The 18574-nt window shown below is 73.1% G+C and carries 19 protein-coding genes; 4 read left to right on the top strand and 15 right to left on the bottom strand.

Going from position 1 to position 18574, the window contains the following annotated elements:
* Nucleotides 1-501: 501 nt before the first annotated feature.
* A complete protein-coding gene (locus IF02_RS0116595) occupies nt 502-1335 on the top strand; it encodes a phytanoyl-CoA dioxygenase family protein (RefSeq protein WP_078622125.1) in 834 nt (277 codons plus the stop codon).
* A 102-nt stretch (nt 1336-1437) separates the two neighbouring features.
* Here the strand turns inward: IF02_RS0116595 and IF02_RS0116590 are convergent, their stop codons facing one another.
* Nucleotides 1438-2610, bottom strand: a complete 1173-nt coding sequence (locus IF02_RS0116590) for an acyl-CoA dehydrogenase family protein (protein WP_030157610.1) — start codon at nt 2608-2610, stop codon at nt 1438-1440.
* Between the two features lie 149 nt (nt 2611-2759).
* Entirely contained in the window at nt 2760-3524 is a 765-nt protein-coding gene (locus IF02_RS0116585; RefSeq protein ID WP_051696257.1) for a TetR/AcrR family transcriptional regulator, read from the bottom strand.
* Nucleotides 3525-3940: 416 nt separating this feature from the next.
* On the opposite strand from IF02_RS0116585, the gene IF02_RS33145 reads away from it, so the two are divergent.
* The gene (locus IF02_RS33145) at nt 3941-4195 is read left to right on the top strand and encodes a hypothetical protein (RefSeq protein WP_051696256.1); all 255 of its coding nucleotides are present in this window, start codon (nt 3941-3943) and stop codon (nt 4193-4195) included.
* A 15-nt stretch (nt 4196-4210) separates the two neighbouring features.
* Here IF02_RS33145 and IF02_RS34385 read toward each other — a convergent pair whose 3' ends face one another.
* The 3 genes from IF02_RS34385 to IF02_RS0116565 all read right to left on the bottom strand — a co-directional run bounded on the left by IF02_RS34385 (nt 4211) and on the right by IF02_RS0116565 (nt 6458).
* Nucleotides 4211-4363, bottom strand: a complete 153-nt coding sequence (locus IF02_RS34385) for an SCO1431 family membrane protein (protein ID WP_106977289.1) — start codon at nt 4361-4363, stop codon at nt 4211-4213.
* Between the two features lie 128 nt (nt 4364-4491).
* Complete coding sequence (locus IF02_RS0116570) at nt 4492-4914, bottom strand: SPW repeat protein (protein ID WP_030157605.1); 423 nt, start codon at nt 4912-4914, stop codon at nt 4492-4494.
* 95 nt (nt 4915-5009) lie between these two features.
* A complete protein-coding gene (locus IF02_RS0116565; protein ID WP_030157603.1) occupies nt 5010-6458 on the bottom strand; it encodes a peptidase C39 family protein in 1449 nt (482 codons plus the stop codon).
* Nucleotides 6459-6606: 148 nt separating this feature from the next.
* Here IF02_RS0116565 and IF02_RS0116560 point away from each other — a divergent pair, with 148 nt between their 5' ends.
* Together IF02_RS0116560 and IF02_RS0116555 are read left to right on the top strand one after the other, a co-directional pair.
* The gene (locus tag IF02_RS0116560) at nt 6607-7242 is read left to right on the top strand and encodes a uridine kinase family protein (protein WP_030157601.1); all 636 of its coding nucleotides are present in this window, start codon (nt 6607-6609) and stop codon (nt 7240-7242) included.
* A gap of 378 nt (nt 7243-7620) precedes the next feature.
* Nucleotides 7621-9570, top strand: a complete 1950-nt coding sequence (locus IF02_RS0116555) for an AAA family ATPase (protein ID WP_030157599.1) — start codon at nt 7621-7623, stop codon at nt 9568-9570.
* A 37-nt stretch (nt 9571-9607) separates the two neighbouring features.
* Here IF02_RS0116555 and IF02_RS0116550 read toward each other — a convergent pair whose 3' ends face one another.
* From IF02_RS0116550 to ribD, 10 genes are all read right to left on the bottom strand, one after another.
* Nucleotides 9608-10681, bottom strand: coding sequence for a hemolysin family protein (locus tag IF02_RS0116550; protein WP_030157597.1), 1074 nt, complete (start codon nt 10679-10681; stop codon nt 9608-9610).
* A complete protein-coding gene (locus tag IF02_RS0116545) occupies nt 10678-12147 on the bottom strand; it encodes a hemolysin family protein (protein ID WP_234318221.1) in 1470 nt (489 codons plus the stop codon). The genes IF02_RS0116550 and IF02_RS0116545 overlap by 4 nt, the downstream gene beginning before the upstream one ends.
* A gap of 316 nt (nt 12148-12463) precedes the next feature.
* Complete coding sequence (locus IF02_RS0116540) at nt 12464-12928, bottom strand: PH domain-containing protein (protein WP_030157594.1); 465 nt, start codon at nt 12926-12928, stop codon at nt 12464-12466.
* Nucleotides 12929-12980: 52 nt separating this feature from the next.
* Entirely contained in the window at nt 12981-13829 is an 849-nt protein-coding gene (hisG, locus tag IF02_RS0116535) for an ATP phosphoribosyltransferase (protein WP_030157592.1), read from the bottom strand.
* Nucleotides 13830-13906: 77 nt separating this feature from the next.
* Complete coding sequence (locus IF02_RS0116530) at nt 13907-14188, bottom strand: phosphoribosyl-ATP diphosphatase (RefSeq protein WP_030157590.1); 282 nt, start codon at nt 14186-14188, stop codon at nt 13907-13909.
* 35 nt (nt 14189-14223) lie between these two features.
* On the bottom strand, nt 14224-14709 hold the full coding sequence (gene ribH, locus IF02_RS0116525; protein ID WP_030157588.1) for a 6,7-dimethyl-8-ribityllumazine synthase: 486 nt from the start codon (nt 14707-14709) through the stop codon (nt 14224-14226).
* A gap of 65 nt (nt 14710-14774) precedes the next feature.
* The gene (locus IF02_RS0116520; protein ID WP_030157587.1) at nt 14775-16073 is read right to left on the bottom strand and encodes a bifunctional 3,4-dihydroxy-2-butanone-4-phosphate synthase/GTP cyclohydrolase II; all 1299 of its coding nucleotides are present in this window, start codon (nt 16071-16073) and stop codon (nt 14775-14777) included.
* Complete coding sequence (locus IF02_RS0116515) at nt 16070-16723, bottom strand: nicotinamide mononucleotide transporter family protein (RefSeq protein ID WP_030157585.1); 654 nt, start codon at nt 16721-16723, stop codon at nt 16070-16072. The genes IF02_RS0116520 and IF02_RS0116515 overlap by 4 nt, the downstream gene beginning before the upstream one ends.
* Complete coding sequence (locus IF02_RS0116510) at nt 16720-17343, bottom strand: riboflavin synthase (protein WP_030157583.1); 624 nt, start codon at nt 17341-17343, stop codon at nt 16720-16722. The genes IF02_RS0116515 and IF02_RS0116510 overlap by 4 nt, the downstream gene beginning before the upstream one ends.
* Nucleotides 17344-18429 (bottom strand): bifunctional diaminohydroxyphosphoribosylaminopyrimidine deaminase/5-amino-6-(5-phosphoribosylamino)uracil reductase RibD, encoded by a 1086-nt coding sequence (ribD, locus tag IF02_RS0116505; protein ID WP_037836431.1) that lies wholly within the window; start codon nt 18427-18429, stop codon nt 17344-17346.
* Nucleotides 18430-18574 lie beyond the last annotated feature (145 nt).

The following is an 18574-nucleotide window of genomic DNA, read 5'->3' as shown; positions in this document are numbered from 1 at the left end:
GGGGCGGGCCGGGCCGGGGACGCGGGGCCGGGGCAGGGGACGCGGGGCGCGGGGCCGGGGCGCGGGGCCGGGGACATCTCGAACGGATACCCGGAGGGCGGGGGCGATTACCCGCGCGCCGGGTGGCGCGTTGGCCCGGCATGACCACGCTCGAAACCTCCGGGGCAAGAACGGGACGGCGGCGACGTCCGGCGCCGCCCGACTGCGAAGAATCGGTTCCGCGCCATGAAGAATCGGTTCAGCAGCGGCAGCCGGACCCGCCGATCTACCATGCGCTGCTGACTCGCTGGGCCGCCGACGGACGCACCCTTCCGGGCCGCCGCGATCCGGAGTGGTCCCGGGTCGCCACCTCCCCGATCTGGCCGTCCGGCCCGGCCTGATCCGAGGGGCACGGCCCACGGCGACGGCCGGTGGGGAGCGGCCGGGGGGTGACCCGGCGCACTCCCTGTGCGCTCCCCGTGCTGCCTCGCCGGGGCGGGGGCCTGGCTGCACCCTGGGCCCATGACGGACCCGAAGCGGCTCTTGGCCGAATACCGACGCGACGGCTTTGTCGTCGTGCCCCCGATGACCCCGCACGAGATCTGGGGTCCCCTGACCGAGGAACTGCCCGCGGTACTCGCCGAGGAGGGACCGCAGCGGTTCTTCGAGGAGGACGGCACGACCGTGCGCGCCGTCTACGGGCTCCACCGCAGGGGCGGTCCCTGGCAGGCGCTGGCCGAGGCGTCGCCGCTGACCGCGCTGGCCCGGCTGTTCCTCGGCGAGGACATGTACGTGTACCAGTGGAAGGTCAATCCGAAAGCGGCCCGGCGCGGCGACCGCTGGCAGTGGCACCGGGACTTCGACTTCTGGCAGGCCGCCGACGGGATGCGGCGCCCGGCGGCGCTCACCGCCGCCGTGTTCCTCGACGAGGTCACCGAGGAGAACGGGCCGCTGCGCCTGATACCGGGCACGCACACCGACGGGCCGGGGGCGGCCGCGCCCGCCGGGAACACCGGGCCCGCGGAAAGCGGAGAAGGCGGAGGAGGCGGAGAAGGCGACTGGGCCTGGATCACTTCGAGCCGGAACGCCTACGCGCTCCCCGACACCTCGACCGAGGAGCTCGCCCGCACCCGGGGCGTGCACGAGGCCACCGGCCCGGCCGGCACGGTGGTCTTCTTCCACGGCAACCTGGTGCACAGCTCGGGCCCGAACCGCTCCACGCGCGCCCGCACCCTCGCCCTGATCAGCTACAACGCGGTGTCCAACGCCCCGTCGGCCGACCACCCCGCCGCGCGCCAGGACCTCTTCGTCAACCACGACGCGAAGCCGCTGCACGTCGGGGACGACCGGTACTAGCGCGGGCCGCGGCCCCGCCGACGGCCCGGCCGGGCCGCGCCGAACCGATCGTTCGGTCCGGCGCGGCCAGGGCCGGGCGTACCTCGTGCAGCAGGTCGGCCGTCAGCGCGACTCGGGGCCCGCGAGGTGGCGCGCGATGACCATGCGCTGGATCTGGTTGGTGCCCTCGACGATCTGGAGGACCTTCGCCTCGCGCATCAGGCGCTCCACCGGGAAGTCCGCGGTGTAGCCGTAGCCGCCGAGGACCTGGACCGCGTCCGTGGTGACGGCCATGGCCGCGTCCGTGCAGAACAGCTTCGCCATCGCCGCCTGGCGGGAGAACGGCTTGCCCGCGTCGCGCAGCCGCGCCGCCGCCAGGTACAGCGCCCGGCCGGCCTCGATCTTGGTCGCCATGTCGGCGAGCATGAAGCGCAGGCCCTGGAAGTCCGCGATGGGGTGTCCGAACTGCTTGCGGTCCAGGGCGTACGTGAGCGCCTCGTCCAGGGCGGCCTGCGCGACGCCGACGGCGCAGGCGGCGATGCCCAGGCGGCCCGCGTCCAGGGCGGCCAGCGCGATGGTGAAGCCCTGGCCCTCCTCGCCGATGCGGCGGGTGTCCGGGACGCGGACCCCGTCGAAGTGCAGCTGGGCGGTGGGCGAGCCCTTCATGCCCATCTTCTTCTCGGGGACGGCGGCCGTCAGGCCCTCGGCGTCGCCGGGCACCAGGAAGGCGGTGATGCCCTTGGGGCCCTCGCCGCCGGTGCGGGCGAGGACGGTGTAGAAGTCGGCGACCCCGCCGTGGGTGATCCAGGCCTTGGTGCCGGTGATGATCCAGTCGTCGCCGTCGCGTACGGCCTTGGTGGTCAGCGAGGCGGCGTCGGAGCCGGAGGCGGGCTCGGAGAGGCAGTACGCGCCGAGCAGGCCGCCGCCGAGCATGGCGGGCAGGTGGGCCTTCTGCTGCTCCTCGGTGCCGTATCCGGCCAGGCCGTGGCAGGACAGGGAGTGCACGCTGACGCCGAGCCCGACCGTGAGGCGGGCCGCGGCGAGCTCCTCCAGGACCTGGAGGTAGACCTCGTACGGCTGCTCGCCGCCGCCGTACTCGCCGGCGTACGGGAGACCGAGCAGGCCGGCCTCGGACAGGAGGGTGAAGATCGCCCGCGGGAACTTCCCGGCGTCCTCCTCGTCGGCGGCCACGGGGCGGATCTCCCGCTGGGCGATCTCTCGTACGAGCGCTAGGAGATCCCGGGACTCCTCGGTGGGCAGCTGACGGTCCACCGGCTGCGGGGCGCGGTCTGTCATGGCGGCGCTCTCCTCCCTCGTCGGGCACGGCGGCGGCACGTGAGGTGTGGGACGGGCCGCCGGGTCTCGGTGCTTCTCACAGCCGATACTGCCCTCCCGGATCACGGAAGCGGCAGATCAGTGGCTGCGGGCGGCTTGAGTATGCCCGATCAGCGACTTCCCGTCACTGGGGCAAGATCACCCGCCGGATCGAACGCGTCTTCGGGAAAGGGTGGCGGCGGACACTCCGGGACGAACTCCCCGATCACCGTCAGCGTCGCGCGCAGCTGGCGGACGAGGAGGGCCCCGAGCCGGTCCCGGTCGGGCTGGCGTGAGACGGATTCCGGACCGCCGTCCGCCCCGGCGCCCGTCTCTGCGTCGGCGTCGGCGTCGGCGTCGGGATCGGCATCCGCCGCCAGGGCGCCGATCCACTCCAATGCGGCCCCCTCGACCCCGGACAGCCAGCCCACCAGCGCGAGCCGGGCGAGCGGCGGGACGGCGCGGCGCCCGTACGCGCCTTCGGCGATGGTGGCCACCAGCTCCTCGCGCACCGCGTCGCGGATCGCGAGCACCTCGGCGTCGGAGCCCACTCCCCCGGTGACGATCGTGCGGTAGGCGGCCTGGTGGTGCTCGGCGTAGTGGAGGTAGCCGTCGATCGTGCGGCGCACCCGCTCGGCCTTGGGCAGGTCCGGCTCCCCGGCGGCGCGGGCGACGAGCTCGGCCACCGAGTCCTCGACGATGGCGAGGTAGTAGCCGCGCTTGCTCTTGAAGTAGTAGTAGATCAGCCCCTTGGCGACGCCCGCCTGTTTGGCGATGTCGTCCATGGAGAGCGCGTCGTACGAGGTGTCGGCGAACAACTTGCGCCCGGTCGCTATGAGTTCGGCCCTGCGGACCTGCGAACGCTCGCTCGCGCCGCGCTGCTGACTATTATTCAAATTCGGCCCTAGCCTCGAACTGCCACAGGATGCCCGCAGTATGGCAGACCTGCCTCATGCACTTCCCCTGCGCACCGGACGACGTACGGGAGGCACTTCCATGAGTACCGGCAGAGGCATGAACAGAGGCACGGACACGGCCCGCGGGCGCGAAGGCCGGCTCCACTGGCGGAAGTCGGCCGCGGTCGCGGTGCCCGCGGTCCTCGCGGTCGGGGCGATGGCCGTGGTCATGGCCGAGCTGACCGCGGGCGGTCCGGCCGGGGAGGTCACCGCGAGCAGCCTCGTCATCGACGGCGGCTGGGCGCCTGGCGCCGGACCCGGCCGTTCTGGGGCGGGCCGCTGGTCATCCCGGGCGGGGCCGAGCTGCCGGCGGTCCCGCCCCACGGGCCGCCGACGGCCCCCGGACTCCCCCGACGGTGCGCACCCGCGACGGCCGCGAGGAGTACGGGCTCGCCGCCACGTCCCTTGAACTGCGGGGCAACGTGACCTTGTACCTGACGAAGTTCAGCGGCTGCATCGAAGGGCTGCCGTGCGTCACGTTCAGCCCGGACGGACTGCCGGCTCCCCCGGTGATCCCGCCGTTCGTCTTCATGACCCGGGTCAGCGCGGAGCAGGCCCTGGTCACCGCTGACCTGATCATCACGGACGGCCTGCGGCTGGAGGCTTCGTAGGCGCAGGCCCGCGGATCAGAGCCAGCCGACCTGCGTGACGAACATGGCGACGACGACCACCAGCGTCCAGCCGAGCACGTGCTCCAGCCACTTGGAGTGGTCCTTGGGGCCACCGGTCCGGACGAGGTTCCGGGCGCGGGCGGTGAGGGAGGCGCTGTATGCGGTCATGCCGTCCAATGTGACAGCGTTCGCGGCTTTCGCGGTAGAGACGATCGTCACTCGTGGCACGCGTCACGCGTCCCGGCGTGCCACCGGGCCCCGGCCGGCTCGCGGTCGGGGCCCGGTGCGTACGCGGGTCAGGTCGCGCGGTTGCGGCCCGCCATGCCCGCCATGGAGAGGGCGAGCAGCAGCGCGACGCCGCCGGTGATGACGTTGCTGACCACGGAGCGGGTCGTGCTGACGTCACCGGCGATGACCCAGGGAGCCACGATCGTCCAGGCTCCGATGGCGACCGCCGTCCAGGCCATCGCGTGGGTGCGTTCGTAAGCGGAGCCGAGTCCGCCCATGCACAGGCAGTAGGCCACGCCTGCGATCAGGTTGTTGATCGCCAGCGAGCTGAGTCCGCTGAACCCGGCGATCCAGGGCGAGGCCGCCAGGTACAGGCCCGTGATGAGGGCCAGTGCCTCCACGGTCTGCGCGGCGGGGGTGCTGGTGACCCGCTCGAACCGGGAGCGCATCTCGGCGAGGTCGGGGTGGTGTTCGATGCTGTGGGTGGTCATGGCGGGCCGCCTTCTGGAGAAGCCTTATATGCCCTGTACGCCTTTATGTTCCGCTTATCCGCGCTCGCGGTCAACGGGAACTTCCGGCACTCCGATCACAGCACTCCCACCGCCCGGAGGGCGGCGATCTGGGCGAGGCTCGGGCGGGCCGGGGCGTACAGGTAGCAGATGCCCCCGGAGCCGGACGCAACCTTTCCGGCGGAGTTGTTGCGCTTCGTCCGCAACCAGACGTTCTCCCACTCCCGGCGCCCGTACACCCGGCGGACGGCCGTGTTGTCGGGGGAGTTCGGGTCGTTGGCGACCACGTCCCCGGCGGCGGTGAAGCCGACGACGGTCATCAGGTGGCCCGCGGTGCCGTAACCCGCGCCGGTGAGCTCCTCCGCGCGGAAGGACTGCGAGGTGATCACCGGGATGCCGGCCCGGACCAGGGTCTCCAGGTCCGTGAGGGAGCGGAGCCGGGTGACGACCCCGGCGAGATCGGTGTAGGTGGCGGCGTACGCGGCATTGAAGGGCCAGTTGCCGCAGCCCTTGTACGCGCTGTCGTACGTGGACCGGGCCGCGTGGCAGACCTGCGGGTCGGGGTAGCGGGAATCGACCCAGGCCAGGTCCCCGGCGGCGGGCTTGCGGCCCCAGTACTCGATGATCATCTGGGAGGAGGTGGGGCTGCACCAGGCCTCGCCGCCGTTGTCGTACTGGGGGTAGTGGCCCTTGTGGACCTCCTGCGAGTAGCGGGGGACCTTCAGCTCGTGGGCCTTGCCCGAGGAGGCGGAGGCGGGAACGGTGAACCGGTCCGGGACGTCGGAGACCATGGCCCCGGCCAGCCACACCGTCGGGCCCTGGGTGGCGCCGGGCTTGCGGTGGAGGGTCAGGCGCAGCTGCCACTCCGCGATCCGTACGCCGTTCGCCCGCGCGGGGGCGTCGACGGCCAGGGTGTCGGTCCACACGGTGGTGGTGCCGTCGGTCTGGCCGTCCACGGAGGTGCGGCGGATGTCGCCGTCGCCGGAGGCCCAGCGGCCCATCACGTACCAGGGGGAGGCCGCGCCACTGCCGTACGTGGCGCGCAGTTCCACCTTGATCCAGGTGCCCGCCGGGGTGCGGGCGTTCCAGGAGGCGATGGCCTCGGTGCCGGGCACGCCGGAGCGGTGCACCGGGGAGGTCCAGACCGCGTACTCCCACGTCGCCTTCTTGGCGGTGTGCGGGTCGGTGTACTCGGTGCGGCCGGCCGGGGTGTCGATCACCAGGCCGGGGCGGGCGCCGGCGAGGGCGGTGGTGCCGTGGTGGGTGCCGGCCAGCCAGTGCGCGTGCGAGTACCAGAACCGGTTGTCCACGGTCTTGGCCGCGGCCGCGGCTGCCCCGTCGGCCTCCACCTCCACCTCCACCTCCGCTTCCGATTCCGCTTCCGCCTCGGCCGGGCCGTCGCCGGCGCCGGTTCCGGCGGGGGGCGTCGCGCTGGCGGCCGAGGCCCGGCCGCCCGGGACGGTGGCCGCCGCGGCCGCGGCGAGCGCGACGGCCAGCAGGGCACGGCGTGGTGTGGGTGCGGTCATCGGCGTGGCCCCCAAGGGTCGGTGCGGCTGGGTCGGCTCCCCCACCCTTCCAGTTCCCGCCCGCCGGGCGGCGAAGCCACGGCCCCGTGTCGGGGTGACGCGGGACCGGGGCGGGCCGGGGCACGGACCGGGGCCCTACCCTGGCCGGGTGGAGCCTCAGCAGTCACTTCAGTCACTCGCGCGCGAACTCGTCACCCTGCCCCCTTCGCTGGGCCCGGTCCGGCTGATCGCCGTCGACGGGCACGCCGGGTCCGGGAAGACCACGTTCGCCGGGCGGCTCGCCGAGGCGCTGGGCGGGGCGCCGGTGCTGCACCTGGACGACGTGGCCACCCACGAGGAGCTGTTCGAGTGGCCGGAGCGGCTGCGCGCGCAGGTGCTGGAGCCGCTCGCCGCCGGTCGGCCGGCCCACTGGGCCCCGTACGACTGGGTCGAGCGCCGGTTCGGCCCCGAGCGGGTGCTGGAGCCGGTTCCGGTTCTGCTGATCGAGGGGGTCGGGGCCGGGCGGCGGGCGCTGCGCCCGTATCTGGCGCGGCTGCTGTGGATGGAGACCCCGCGCGCGCAGTCCTGGGGGCGCGGGCGAAATCGGGACGGGCGTGAACTTTCCGACTTCTGGGACGGATGGGAGCGCGCGGAGCTCGCGCACTTCGCGGATGATCCTTCGCGCCCCTTCGCGGACACTTTGGTACGCCAGAGCGGTACGGGGTACGAGTGGACTTCCGAGGCGGATGCGACCGCCGGAAGGGCCTCTTCCGTTACGGAAGGTGACGGATTCCCCCGGGCCTGAGCAGCGCGGGAGAACCGCCCGCGCGGGCCTTCACCGACTTGCTTGACCTGGGCCCCGCACCGGCCTTACGTTCTGAATGCGCGGTCTTTCCAGGCCGCAGCGGACGCGAAGCCCCCGATTGTTCCCCCGTGATCGGGGGCTTCGTTCTGCCCCGGGCCGGCTTCCCGCCGGCGCCGTGCGGGCCCGGTCTCCCCGAAATCTTCACCCTGAGTCACCTTGTGCGCCGCTGGTTCGCCTCCGACCGGTGCCCGCCGCACCCTACGTATGGTGCTTGGCCGCAGGTACGATGCATCCCTGATTTCATCGGCGCAGTGGACAACTCGCGGGCGCGACGCGGGGGTTGCTGTGCACCACGGGGGCAGGCTTGTGGGGGATGTGATGGATTTCGGCACGCCGGGCACGCACGCCCCGGCCGAACTCGCCTGGCTGCGCGGGGTGGACGCCTGCACGATGGGCGCCTATCCGCAGGCCGAGGAGGAGTTCCGGGCGGCCGTACGACTGGATCCCTCGATGGCCGACGCATGGCTGGGCCTGCACGCGCTCCGGGTGGACACCGCGAACGCCTTATTGCGCATGTACGCCCACCGCGACCGCTTCGGCGAGCAGCGGGCCCGCCACCGGCGGACCCTGAACTCCTGGTACTGGCTGGGCTGGTGGGTACAGCCGGTGCTGGAGAGCCGGCGGGACCTCCTGCTGGCCCACGCCTCGCACTGGCTGGACGGCCGGCACGTACCCGAACTGGACCAGGCGCTGGCCGCGCTGCCGCCGGTGGACGCCGATACGCAGGTGCGGTTCCTGCACGCCTGCCGGTCCTACCTGGTCAAGGACTGGGAGCAGCTGGTGCGGCACACCGAGCCGCTGGTGAACGATCCGCTGCTCGGCATCGAGGCGGGCCTGTTCGGCGGGATGGCCCGGGTCCGCCTGGAGATGTACGGGCAGGCCGAGCCGATGCTGTCGGCGGCGCTGATGCGCTGCCGCAGCGAACAGCCGCAGCGCAAGGAGCTGCGGTACTGGCTGGCGCGGGCGCACGAGGGGACCGGGCGCAGCGCGGCGGCGCTGCCGCTGTACCGGGCGGTGCACCGGGTGGACCCGGCGTTCATGGACACGGCGGCCCGGCTGACGGCGATCGAGGACAGCGACTACGTCGACGGGGCCGACGGATACGCCGGGTACGCCGCGTCCGGCTACGAGGGGTACGCGGGCCACGATCTCTCGCCGGTCGGCGGGGACTTCGCGGCGGTGGCCCTCGGCGGCGGCCCCGTCCAGGACGTCGCGGCGGACGGGCAGGCGGATCCGGACCCGCTGATCGCGCCGGATCCGGACCCGCGGTTCGGGGCTCCGGGCGGCCCGGGCACGGGCCGGGTGGAGGGCGTACGCCGCAAGGTGGCGGTCCCGCCGCAGGCCGGGCCCGGGGGGCTGCCGACCGGGCCGGCCGATCCGGCGCTGCTCGCCGAGGCGCTGGCGGAGCTGGAGCGGATGGTGGGCCTGGAGCCGGTGAAGCGGCAGGTGAAGGCGCTCTCCGCGCAGCTGCACATGGCCCGGCTGCGGGCCGGGCAGGGGCTGCCGGTGCAGCCTCCGAAGCGGCATTTCGTCTTCTCCGGGCCGTCGGGCACGGGCAAGACGACGGTGGCGCGGATCCTGGGCCGGGTCTTCTACGCGCTCGGGCTGCTGGGCGGGGACCATCTGGTGGAGGCCCAGCGGGCGGACCTGGTGGGCGAGTTCCTCGGGCAGACCGCCGTGAAGGCGAACGAGCTGATCGACTCCGCGATCGGCGGGGTGCTGTTCGTGGACGAGGCGTACAGCCTCTCCAACACCGGGTACAGCAAGGGCGACGCGTACGGGGACGAGGCGCTCCAGGTGCTGCTGAAGCGGGCGGAGGACAACCGGGACCACCTGGTGGTGATCCTGGCCGGCTATCCGGCCGGGATGGACCGGCTGCTGGCCGCCAATCCGGGGCTGTCCTCGCGGTTCACGACCCGGGTGGACTTCCCCAGCTACCGGCCGCTGGAACTGACCGCGATCGGCGGGGTGCTGGCGGACGCGAACGGGGACTGCTGGGACGCGGAGGCCCTGGAGGAGCTGCGCAGCATCAGCGGGCACGTGGTGGAGCAGGGCTGGATCGACGAGCTGGGCAACGGCCGCTTCCTGCGCACCCTGTACGAGAAGAGCTGCGCGTACCGGGATCTGCGGCTGGCGGGCTTCCCGGGCGAGCCCTCCCGGGAGGACCTGGCGACGCTGCGGCTGCCGGACCTGATGCAGGCGTACGGGGAGGTCCTGTCGGGCCGCGGCCCGCAGGACCGCGACCGGCCGGAGCCGCCGCCGCTGTAGCGGGGGCGGCTGCGGCCCCCGCTACGGCAGCGGCGCGTCAGACTCCGGCGGCGCTGGTCTGCCGGGGGCCCGGGCGGCGGGCCGGGACGCGGTGCGCGGGGTCGCGCACCTCGCCGACCAGCATCTCCAGGACGTCCTCCAGGGCGACCAGCCCCAGCACCCGGCCGGCCGGGTCGGCGACCTGGGCCAGATGGGTGGCGTCCCGGCGCATGACGCTGAGCGCGTCGTCCAGCGGGAGGGTGGCGGACAGGGTGGTCATCCGCCGCCAGACCCGCTGGGGCACGGCCCGCTCCCGCTCCTCCAGGTCCAGTACGTCCTTGACGTGGACGTAGCCCATGAAGGCGCCGTTCTCGGAGCGGACCGGGAAGCGGGAGTATCCGGTGCGGACCGTCAGCTGCTCGATCTGGCGCGGGGTCGCCGAGGGGCCGACCGTGACGAGCCGGTCCCGGGCGAGCAGGACGTCGGTGACCGGGCGGCTGCCCAGTTCCAGGGCGTCCTCCAGGCGCTCCTGCTCGCCCGGCTCCAGGAGCCCGGCCTGCCGGGAGTCCTCGACGAGCCGGCCGAGCTGGGCGCTGGTGTAGACGGCTTCGACCTCGTCCTTGGGCTCCACCTTGAAGAGGCGCAGGACCAGGTGCGCGCAGGAGCCGAGCGCGGCGGTGACGGGGCCGCACAGCCGGGCGAAGGCCACCAGCCCCGGGCTGAACCAGAGGGCGGTCTTCTCCGGCGCGGCCATGGCGAGGTTCTTGGGCACCATCTCGCCGATGACCAGGTGCAGGAAGACGACGGCGGCGAGCGCCACCGCGTAGCCCAGCGGGTGGATCATGCCCTGCGGGACGTGCGCCGCGTGGAAGAGCGGCTCCAGCAGGCGGGCCACCGTCGGCTCGGCGACCGCGCCGAGGGTCAGGGAGCAGATGGTGATGCCGAACTGGGCCGCCGCCATCATCCGCGGCAGGTTCTCCAGCCCGTACAGGACCTGGCGGGCCCGCTTGGACTCCTTGGCCAGCGGCTCGATCTGGCTGCGCCGTACGGAGACGAGCGCGAACTCGGCGCCGACGAAGAAACCATTGGCCAGGACCAGGAGCAGGGCGAAGAGCAGTTGGAGGGCGTTCATCGGCCGGCGCCTTCCAGCTGGGCCGACTGGGCCGGCTGCGGCGACCGCGCGTCCGGGGAGGCCTGCCGGCCGGGCCCGGTGCGTACGGAGCCGGCGTCGATCAGGACGGTGGCGCGGGCGGCCTCGGGGCCGGTCCCGTGCCCGGCGGCGGGGACGGTGCCCAGCCGGACCAGCCGGACGCGTTCGGCGCGGTTGCGGCCGACCTGGCGGACGGACAGCTTCCAGCCGGGCAGTTCGGCGCGGTCCCCGGGGGCGGGGATCCGGCCCAGCAGGTCCGCGACGAGGCCGGCGACGGTCTCGTACGGGCCCTCGGGCACCTCCAGGCCTATCCGGCGCAGGGTCTGCACCCGGCAGCTGCCGTCGGCCTCCCAGGAGGGGCGGCCGTCCTCGGCGGGCACGGCCGCCAGTTCGGGGCTCTCGTCCTCGGCGAGGTCGTGCTCGTCGCGGACCTCGCCGACGAGCTCCTCGACGATGTCCTCCAGGGTGACCACCCCGGCGGTGCCGCCGTACTCGTCGACGACGACGGCCATCGGCTGCTCGCTGCGCAGCCGCTCCAGCAGCGGCTGCACCGGCAGGGAGCCGGGCACCAGCAGCGGGGCGACGCAGATCCGGCTCACGCTGGTGCGGGCGCGCTCGGACTCGGGCACGGCGAGGGCGTCCTTGAGGTGGACGACCCCGGTGACCTCGTCGATGCGCTCCCGGTAGACCGGGAAGCGGGACAGCCCGGTGGCGCGGGTCAGGTTCAGCACGTCGGCCGCGGTGGCCGTGTGCTGGAGGGCGCTGACCTTCACCCGGGGGGTCATGACGTGCTGGGCCGTGAGCTCGCCCAGCGAGAGGGTCCGTACGAAGAGGTCGGCGGTGTCCTGTTCGAGGGCGCCGGCCTGGGCCGAATGGCGGACCAGGGAGACCAGTTCGCCGGGGGTGCGGGCGGAGGCCATCTCCTCGGCCGGCTCCACGCCGAGCGCCCGCACGAGGCGGTTGGCGACGGCGTTGAGGCCGGCGATGACCGGCCGGAAGGCACGGGAGAAGACCTGCTGCGGGCCGGCCACGAACCGGGCCACCTGCAACGGCCGGGAGACCGCCCAGTTCTTCGGGACGAGCTCGCCGACGACCATCTGGACGGCGGAGGCGAGCAGCATGCCGATGAAGACGGCGATGCCGGAGACGGCTCCCGCGGGCAGGCCGGTGGCCGCGAGCGGCCCGGCCAGCAGTCCGGCGAGGGCCGGTTCGGCGAGCATGCCGACCACGAGGGAGGTGATGGTGATGCCGAGCTGGGTGCCGGAGAGCTGGAAGGACAGCTCCCGCAGGGCCTCGACCACCGTGCGGGCACGGCGGTCGCCGTCGGCTGCGGCGCGTTCGGCCTCGGGCCGTTCCACGGTGACGAGGCCGAACTCGGCCGCCACGAAGAAGCCGTTGGCGAGGATCAGGGCGAATGCCGCCACGAGCAGGAGTAGCGGGATGGTCATGCCGCCGCCTCCGTGGGGAGGGCGGCGCGGGTACTACCGGACGATCCGTCCATTGCTGGAGGGAGTCACTCCTCAAGTCGCAGGTGCCCGCGGGCCTCGGGGTCCCGGGGCCGGTGGGAGGGCGCTGGGGTGCGCCCCGCCACCAGGGTAGTCACTGAGATCGCCGCCGCAATGGGACGCAGCCGTCGGCTGTGGCTGCGGTGCTTCGTCCGAGAGCCGCTCGAGGCCCGTTCGAGGCCCGCTCCACGGCTGTTCGCCGTGTGTTCGATCTCCGCCGTCCGGGGTGCGGCGGCGGGGCGTCCGTGCGGCGGGCGGGTCAGTGGTGGTGCGGCCCGGTTCCCCGGGCCTCGGCGAGCGCGCGCAGTGCGCGGGCGTCGCCGATGGCCTGCTGCTTGGCCACGCCGGGCTGGATGCCGAGGGCGGGCAGGCTCGTACCGTCGCTCAGGTCCAGGAACACCCACGGATCGCCCGGGCGGAGGTTGACGCGCAGGATCTGCGCCCACTCCAGGCGGCGGGTGTTGGTCAGGTTCACGACGGTGACGCCCGCCTCGTCCGCGACCACCTTGGGGCGGCTGAGCAGGACGAGTACGGACGACAGCAGGACGGCGGTGAAGATGAAGCTGATCCGCTCCCCCGGGCCGAGGTTCTCCAGCAGGAGGGCGATCGCCGTGATGGTGGCGAACATGGCGAGCCCGACGCCCAGCAGGACGGCCCGGGTACGGGTCGGCCGGAAGGTGACCGGCAGGGCGGGCAGTGCGGGCTGGGCGGCGGACTCGGCCATGATGCGGGAGATGCCTTCGGGAGGGGGCGTACGGATCTGAAGGACGTACGGGTCAGAGACGGCAGGCGTGGATCGAGGTGGTGAGGATCGCGCGCGCGCCGAGCTCGTACAGGTCGTCCATGATCCGCTGCGCCTCCTTGGCCGGGACCATCGCGCGGACGGCGACCCAGCCCTCGTTGTGCAGCGGGGAGATGGTCGGCGACTCCAGGCCCGGGGTGAGGGCGACGGCCCGCTCCAGGTGCTCGGCCCGGCAGTCGTAGTCCATCATCACGTAGCTGCGGGCCACCAGGACGCCCTGGAGGCGCCGCAGGAACTGCTGGGCCTGCGGGTTCTCGGCGTCGGCCCCGTTGCGGCGGATGACCACGGCCTCGGAGGTGAGGATCGGCTCGCCGATGACCTCCAGGCCGGCGTTGCGCAGGCTGGTGCCGGTCTCGACGACGTCCGCGATGATCTGGGCGACGCCGAGCTGGATGGCGGTCTCGACCGCGCCGTCCAGGTGCACGACGGAGGCGTCGATGCCCTGCTCGGCGAGGTGCTTGGCGACGATTCCCTCGTACGAGGTCGCGATCGTCATCCCCGTGAAGTCCTCGGGGCCCTTCGCGGTGCCGGGCTTGGTGGCGTAGCGGAAGGTGGAGCGGCCGAAGTTCAGCGGGAGGATCTCCTCCGCGCTGGCGCCGGAGTCGAGCAGCAGGTCACGGCCGGTGATGCCGATGTCGAGCTTGCCCGAGGCGACGTAGATCGCGATGTCCTTGGGGCGGAGGTAGAAGAACTCCACCCCGTTCTCGGGGTCGAGGACCACGAGCTCCTTGGACTCCTTGCGCTGGCGGTAGCCGGCCTCATGGAGCATCGCCGACGCCGCTCCGGAGAGTGAACCCTTGTTCGGGACGGCGATGCGCAGCATGGGTCTTCCTTCAGTGCGTGGATTGCGAAAGATGTGGGTTGAGCGGCGGGCGGGGGACCTGCGGGACGGGCTCCGGCCTAGAGGTGCGCGTAGACGTCGTCGAGGGAGATCCCGCGCGCGACCATCATCACCTGGACGTGGTACAGCAGCTGGGAGATCTCCTCGGCGGCGGCTTCCTTGCCCTCGTACTCGGCGGCCATCCAGACCTCGGCGGCCTCTTCGACGATCTTCTTGCCGATGGCATGGACGCCCTTGCCGACGAGCTCGGCGGTGCGGGAGGAGCCGGGGTCGCCGGTGGCGGCCTTGAGCTGGAGCTCGGTGAAGAGCTCTTCGAAACTCTTGGAGGGTGTGTTCGCCATGATGGTCCTCAGAATACGGGGTCCCCCGTCGCCACTCAGCGCCAGGGTTCGCTGACGGACCGCAGGGTCGCAGCAGTCGAGACGGCGGCGATGACCGCTTCGTGCCCCTTGTCCTCGTTCGACCCCTCGAGCCCGGCGCGGTCCAGCGCCTGCTCGTCGTTGTCGCAGGTCAGTACGCCGAAGCCGACGGGGACTCCGGTGTCGATCGACACCTGCACCAGGCCTTGGGTGACGCCCTGGCAGACGTATTCGAAGTGCGGGGTGCCGCCGCGGATGACGACTCCGAGGGCGACGATGGCATCGTAACCGCGACCGGCCAGTACCTTCGCCACGACCGGGAGCTCGAAGCTGCCCGGGACGCGGAGCACGGTGGGCTCGTCGATGCCCAGTTCGTGCAGGGCGCGCAGGGCGCCGTCGACGAGCCCGTCCATGACCTTCTCGTGCCACTGGGCCGCGATGACGGCGACCCGGAGGTCTCCGCAGTTCCTGACACTCAGTTCGGGTGCGCCCTTGCCGCTCACAGCTGTGCTCCTCGGTTCTTCGTGGTTCGTGGTGTGTGGTGCGTGTGGTGGTGGTTCGTACGTGCTTACTGGTTGCCGCAGGCGGAGGTGGGTACGGCCTGGTCCAGCCAGGGCAGGTCGTGGCCCATCCGGTCCCGCTTCGTGCGCAGGTACCGCAGATTGTGCTCGCCCGCCTCCGTGGGCATGGCCACCCGGTCGTTGACCGCGATGCCGTGCCGTACGAGGGCGGCGGACTTGTCGGGGTTGTTGGTCAGCAGCCGCACGCTCTTGACGCCGAGGTCGGCGAGGATCTGCGCGCCGGCGCCGTAGTCGCGGGCGTCGGCCGGCAGGCCGAGTTCCAGGTTGGCGTCCAGGGTGTCGCGGCCGCGCTCCTGGAGCTCGTACGCGCGCAGCTTGGACACCAGTCCGATGCCGCGGCCCTCGTGGCCGCGCAGGTAGACGACCACGCCGCGGCCCTCGTCCTTGATGCGGGCCATGGAGGCGTGCAGCTGGGGGCCGCAGTCGCAGCGCAGGGAGTGGAAGATGTCGCCGGTCAGGCACTCGGAGTGGACTCTGACCACGATGTCCTGGCCGTCGCCGATCTCTCCGTGGACGAGGGCCACGTGCTCGACGCCGTCGGCGATGGAGCGGTAGCCGTACGCCGTGAAGTCGCCGTGGGCGGTCGGCAGGGCCACCGTGGCCTCGCGGCGCACGGTCGGCTCGGCGGAGCGGCGGTAGGCGATCAGGTCCTCGATGGAGATGATCGTCAGGCCGTGCTTGCGGGCGAACGGGATCAGCTCGGGCAGGCGCAGCATGACGCCGTCCTCGCCGGCGATCTCCACGATCGCGCCGACGGGGCGCAGGCCCGCGAGACGGGCGAGGTCGACGGCGGCCTCCGTGTGGCCGTTGCGGACCAGGACGCCGCCCGGCTTGGCGCGCAGCGGGAAGACGTGGCCGGGGCGCACGAAGTCCGAGGGCTCGGAAACGCCGTCGGCGAGCATCCGCAGCGTGGTGGAGCGGTCGGCGGCCGAGATGCCGGTGGTGACGCCGTGGGCGGCACTGGCGTCGACGGAGACGGTGAAGGCGGTCTGCATCGACTCGGTGTTCTTCTGGACCATCTGGGGCAGCTCGAGCCGCTCCAGCTCCGGGCCCTCCATGGGGGCGCAGATCAGACCGCGGCACTCGCTCATCATGAACGCGACGATCTCGGGGGTGGCCTTCTCTGCGGCGATCACGAGGTCGCCCTCGTTCTCGCGGTCCTCGTCGTCGACGACGACGACCGGCCGGCCGGCCGCGATGTCGCGGATGGCCTGCTCGACGGGGTCGAGCCGGAAAACGGCGTCGAGGACGGCGTCGATGTCGGGCACGGGCTTGAGGGTGGTCATGCCGTTGCTCCTTCCAGGGCCGGGGCGGGGGTGGTGCGCGAACGCTGGTACCAGTCGTGGGCGCCCCACAGGACGAGCGCGAAGTAGACGACGTAGACGAGGCCGGAGAAGGCCAGTCCGTTGGTGAAGGCGAGCGGGACGCCGACCAGGTCGACGAGGAGCCAGGCGAACCAGAACTCGACGAGGCCGCGGGCCTGGGCGACCATCGCGACGATCGTGCCGACGAAGATGTAGGCGTCGGCCCACGGGCTCCACGACAGGTTCGGGAAGAGCGTGAACAGGCCGCCGACGGCCAGGGTGCCGAGGGCCGCCCCGGCGAGGAGCAGTCCGCGCTCCGTCCAGGTGGCGGTGCGCACCGCCAGGGTGCCGTCCTGGGCCTGCTGACGGCCGCGCTGCCAGGCGCGCCAGCCCCAGGCGGCCACGCCGATGACGAGGAGCTGCTTGCCGACGCCGCCGGCCAGGTGGGCGGAGGCGTACGCGGCTATGAGGATCAGGCCGGACAGGAGCTGGGCGGGCCAGGTCCATATGGAGCGCCGCCAGCCGAGGGCGAGGGCGGCCAGGCCCATCAGGTTCCCGATCATGTCGGACCAGATGACCTTCTGGCCGAAGACCGTGAAGGCCTCCGCGTTGAGCCAGGTCAGGGCGGTCACTGTCGGCCCTCCTCGGCGGTCAGCGGGTCCACACCCGCGGCCAGCAGGCGCTCTACGTACTTCGCGAGGACGTCGACCTCGAGGTTGACCGGGTCGCCGGGTTGCTTGAGGCCGAGGGTGGTCAGCGCGAGGGTGGTGGGGATGAGGCTGATGGTGAACCAGTCCGCGGCGGCCTCGACCACGGTGAGGCTGACGCCGTCCACCGTGATGGAGCCCTTCTCCACGACGTACCGGGACAGGTTCTCCGGGAGCGAGACCTTGACGATCTCCCAGTGCTCGGAGGGCGTCCTGGACAGGATCTCGCCCGTGCCGTCCACGTGCCCCTGGACGAGGTGTCCGCCGAGCCGTCCGCCGAGGGCCATCGGGCGCTCCAGGTTGACCCGGGAGCCCGCGTGGAGGGCGCCGAGGCTGGAGCGCTTCAGGGTCTCCTGCATGACGTCGGCGGTGAACTCGCCGTCGCCGGTCTCCACGACGGTCAGGCAGACGCCGTTGACCGCGATGGAGTCGCCGTGCTTTGCGCCGTCGGTGACGACGGGTCCGCGCAGGCGGAAGCGGGAGGCCTCCGAGAGCTGCTCGACGGCGGTGACCTCGCCCAGTTCTTCGACGATTCCGGTGAACACTCAGTGCTCCTTGGGGGCGGTGGGGGTGGGGACGGCTTCGGGTACGGGTACGGCGGTGATGCGGAGATCGGTGCCGACGCGGACGGCCTCGGTGATGTCGAGGCGCACCGCGCGGGCGATGTTGGTGATGCCGGCGTCGGCGAGGGCGGCGGGGCCGGAGCCGAGGAGGGCCGGGGCGAGGTAGCCGACGACGCGGTCGACGGCTCCGGCTTCGAGGAAGGCGCCCGCGAGGGTGGGGCCGCCTTCCAGGAAGACGGAGCGCACACCGCGGGCGTACAGCCGGCCGAGCAGGTCGTGGACGGCGATGCGGCCGTCGTGCAGGGGGAGCCGGAGCAGGTCGACGCCCGGCAGGTGCCGGGTGTCGGCGTCCTCGCCGACGACGAGCAGCGTGGGCGCGGCGTCGTCGAGGATGCGGGCGGCCGGCAGCAGGGCGGCGCGGGTGTCGAGGGCGACGCGCAGGGGCTGGGTGGCGCCTTCGACGCCGCGTACGGCCAGGTGCGGGTCGTCGGTGCGCAGGGTGCCGCCGCCCACGAGGACGGCGTCGGCCTCGGCGCGCAGCCGGTGGACGTCGGCGCGGGACTCCGGGCCGGTGATCCAGCGGCTGCTGCCGTCCGCGGCGGCGCTGCGGCCGTCGAGGGTGGCGGCGTACTTCCAGGTCACGTACGGGCGGCCCAGGCGTACGGAGGTGAGCCAGGCGGCGTTGCCGGCCGCCGCCTCGGCCTCCAGGAAACCGCCCTCGGCCTTGACCCCGGCGGCGCGCAGGGTGGCGGCGCCGCCGCTGGCCTGCGGGTTCGGGTCCGGGACCGCGTAGACCACGCGGGTGACGCCGGCCTCGACGAGCGCCTGGGCGCAGGGCCCCGTACGACCGGTGTGGTTGCAGGGTTCGAGGGTGACGTACGCGGTGGCGCCGCGGGCCGCTTCGCCCGCGGCGCGCAGGGCGTGGACCTCGGCGTGCGGGCCGCCGGCCCGCTCGTGCCAGCCCTCGCCGACGACGGTGCCCGCGGCGTCGGTGATGACGCAGCCGACGACCGGGTTGGGGCTGGTGGAGCCGAGGCCGCGGGCGGCGAGCTCGACGGCGCGGCGCATGGCCCGCGCGTCGGCGCCGGTGATGGCATCGACGTGGGCGTCGGGCTCGGGCTCGCCGAAGGCGTCGTGCGGTGCGTGCGCGGCGTGGTTCGCCACCGGGTCCTCCTGCCTCGTCGGGCACGGACTCCGGGGCCTGTCGGGATAC

The sequence above is a fragment of the Streptomyces sp. NRRL S-244 genome, assembly GCF_000717915.1.
Lineage (GTDB): Bacteria > Actinomycetota > Actinomycetes > Streptomycetales > Streptomycetaceae > Streptomyces.
Note: the sequence above shows the minus strand (reverse complement) of the source record. Positions and strands in the feature narration are given on the sequence as shown.

Bases quoted from the DNA above. Each gene is read 5' to 3' on its own strand.
- IF02_RS0116520 (WP_030157587.1), bottom strand. From the start codon at position 16,073: ATGACCACCCTCAAGCCCGTGCCCGACATCGACGCCGTCCTCGACGCC.
- IF02_RS0116590 (WP_030157610.1), bottom strand. From the start codon at position 2,610: ATGACAGACCGCGCCCCGCAGCCGGTGGACCGTCAGCTGCCCACCGAG.
- IF02_RS0116565 (WP_030157603.1), bottom strand. From the start codon at position 6,458: ATGACCGCACCCACACCACGCCGTGCCCTGCTGGCCGTCGCGCTCGCC.
- ribD (WP_037836431.1), bottom strand. From the start codon at position 18,429: ATGCGCCGCGCCGTCGAGCTCGCCGCCCGCGGCCTCGGCTCCACCAGC.
- IF02_RS0116595 (WP_078622125.1), top strand. From the start codon at position 502: ATGACGGACCCGAAGCGGCTCTTGGCCGAATACCGACGCGACGGCTTT.
- IF02_RS0116550 (WP_030157597.1), bottom strand. From the start codon at position 10,681: ATGAACGCCCTCCAACTGCTCTTCGCCCTGCTCCTGGTCCTGGCCAAT.
- IF02_RS0116540 (WP_030157594.1), bottom strand. From the start codon at position 12,928: ATGGCCGAGTCCGCCGCCCAGCCCGCACTGCCCGCCCTGCCGGTCACC.
- IF02_RS0116570 (WP_030157605.1), bottom strand. From the start codon at position 4,914: ATGACCACCCACAGCATCGAACACCACCCCGACCTCGCCGAGATGCGC.
- IF02_RS34385 (WP_106977289.1), bottom strand. From the start codon at position 4,363: ATGACCGCATACAGCGCCTCCCTCACCGCCCGCGCCCGGAACCTCGTC.
- IF02_RS0116555 (WP_030157599.1), top strand. From the start codon at position 7,621: ATGGATTTCGGCACGCCGGGCACGCACGCCCCGGCCGAACTCGCCTGG.
- IF02_RS0116530 (WP_030157590.1), bottom strand. From the start codon at position 14,188: ATGGCGAACACACCCTCCAAGAGTTTCGAAGAGCTCTTCACCGAGCTC.
- IF02_RS0116545 (WP_234318221.1), bottom strand. From the start codon at position 12,147: ATGACCATCCCGCTACTCCTGCTCGTGGCGGCATTCGCCCTGATCCTC.
- hisG (WP_030157592.1), bottom strand. From the start codon at position 13,829: ATGCTGCGCATCGCCGTCCCGAACAAGGGTTCACTCTCCGGAGCGGCG.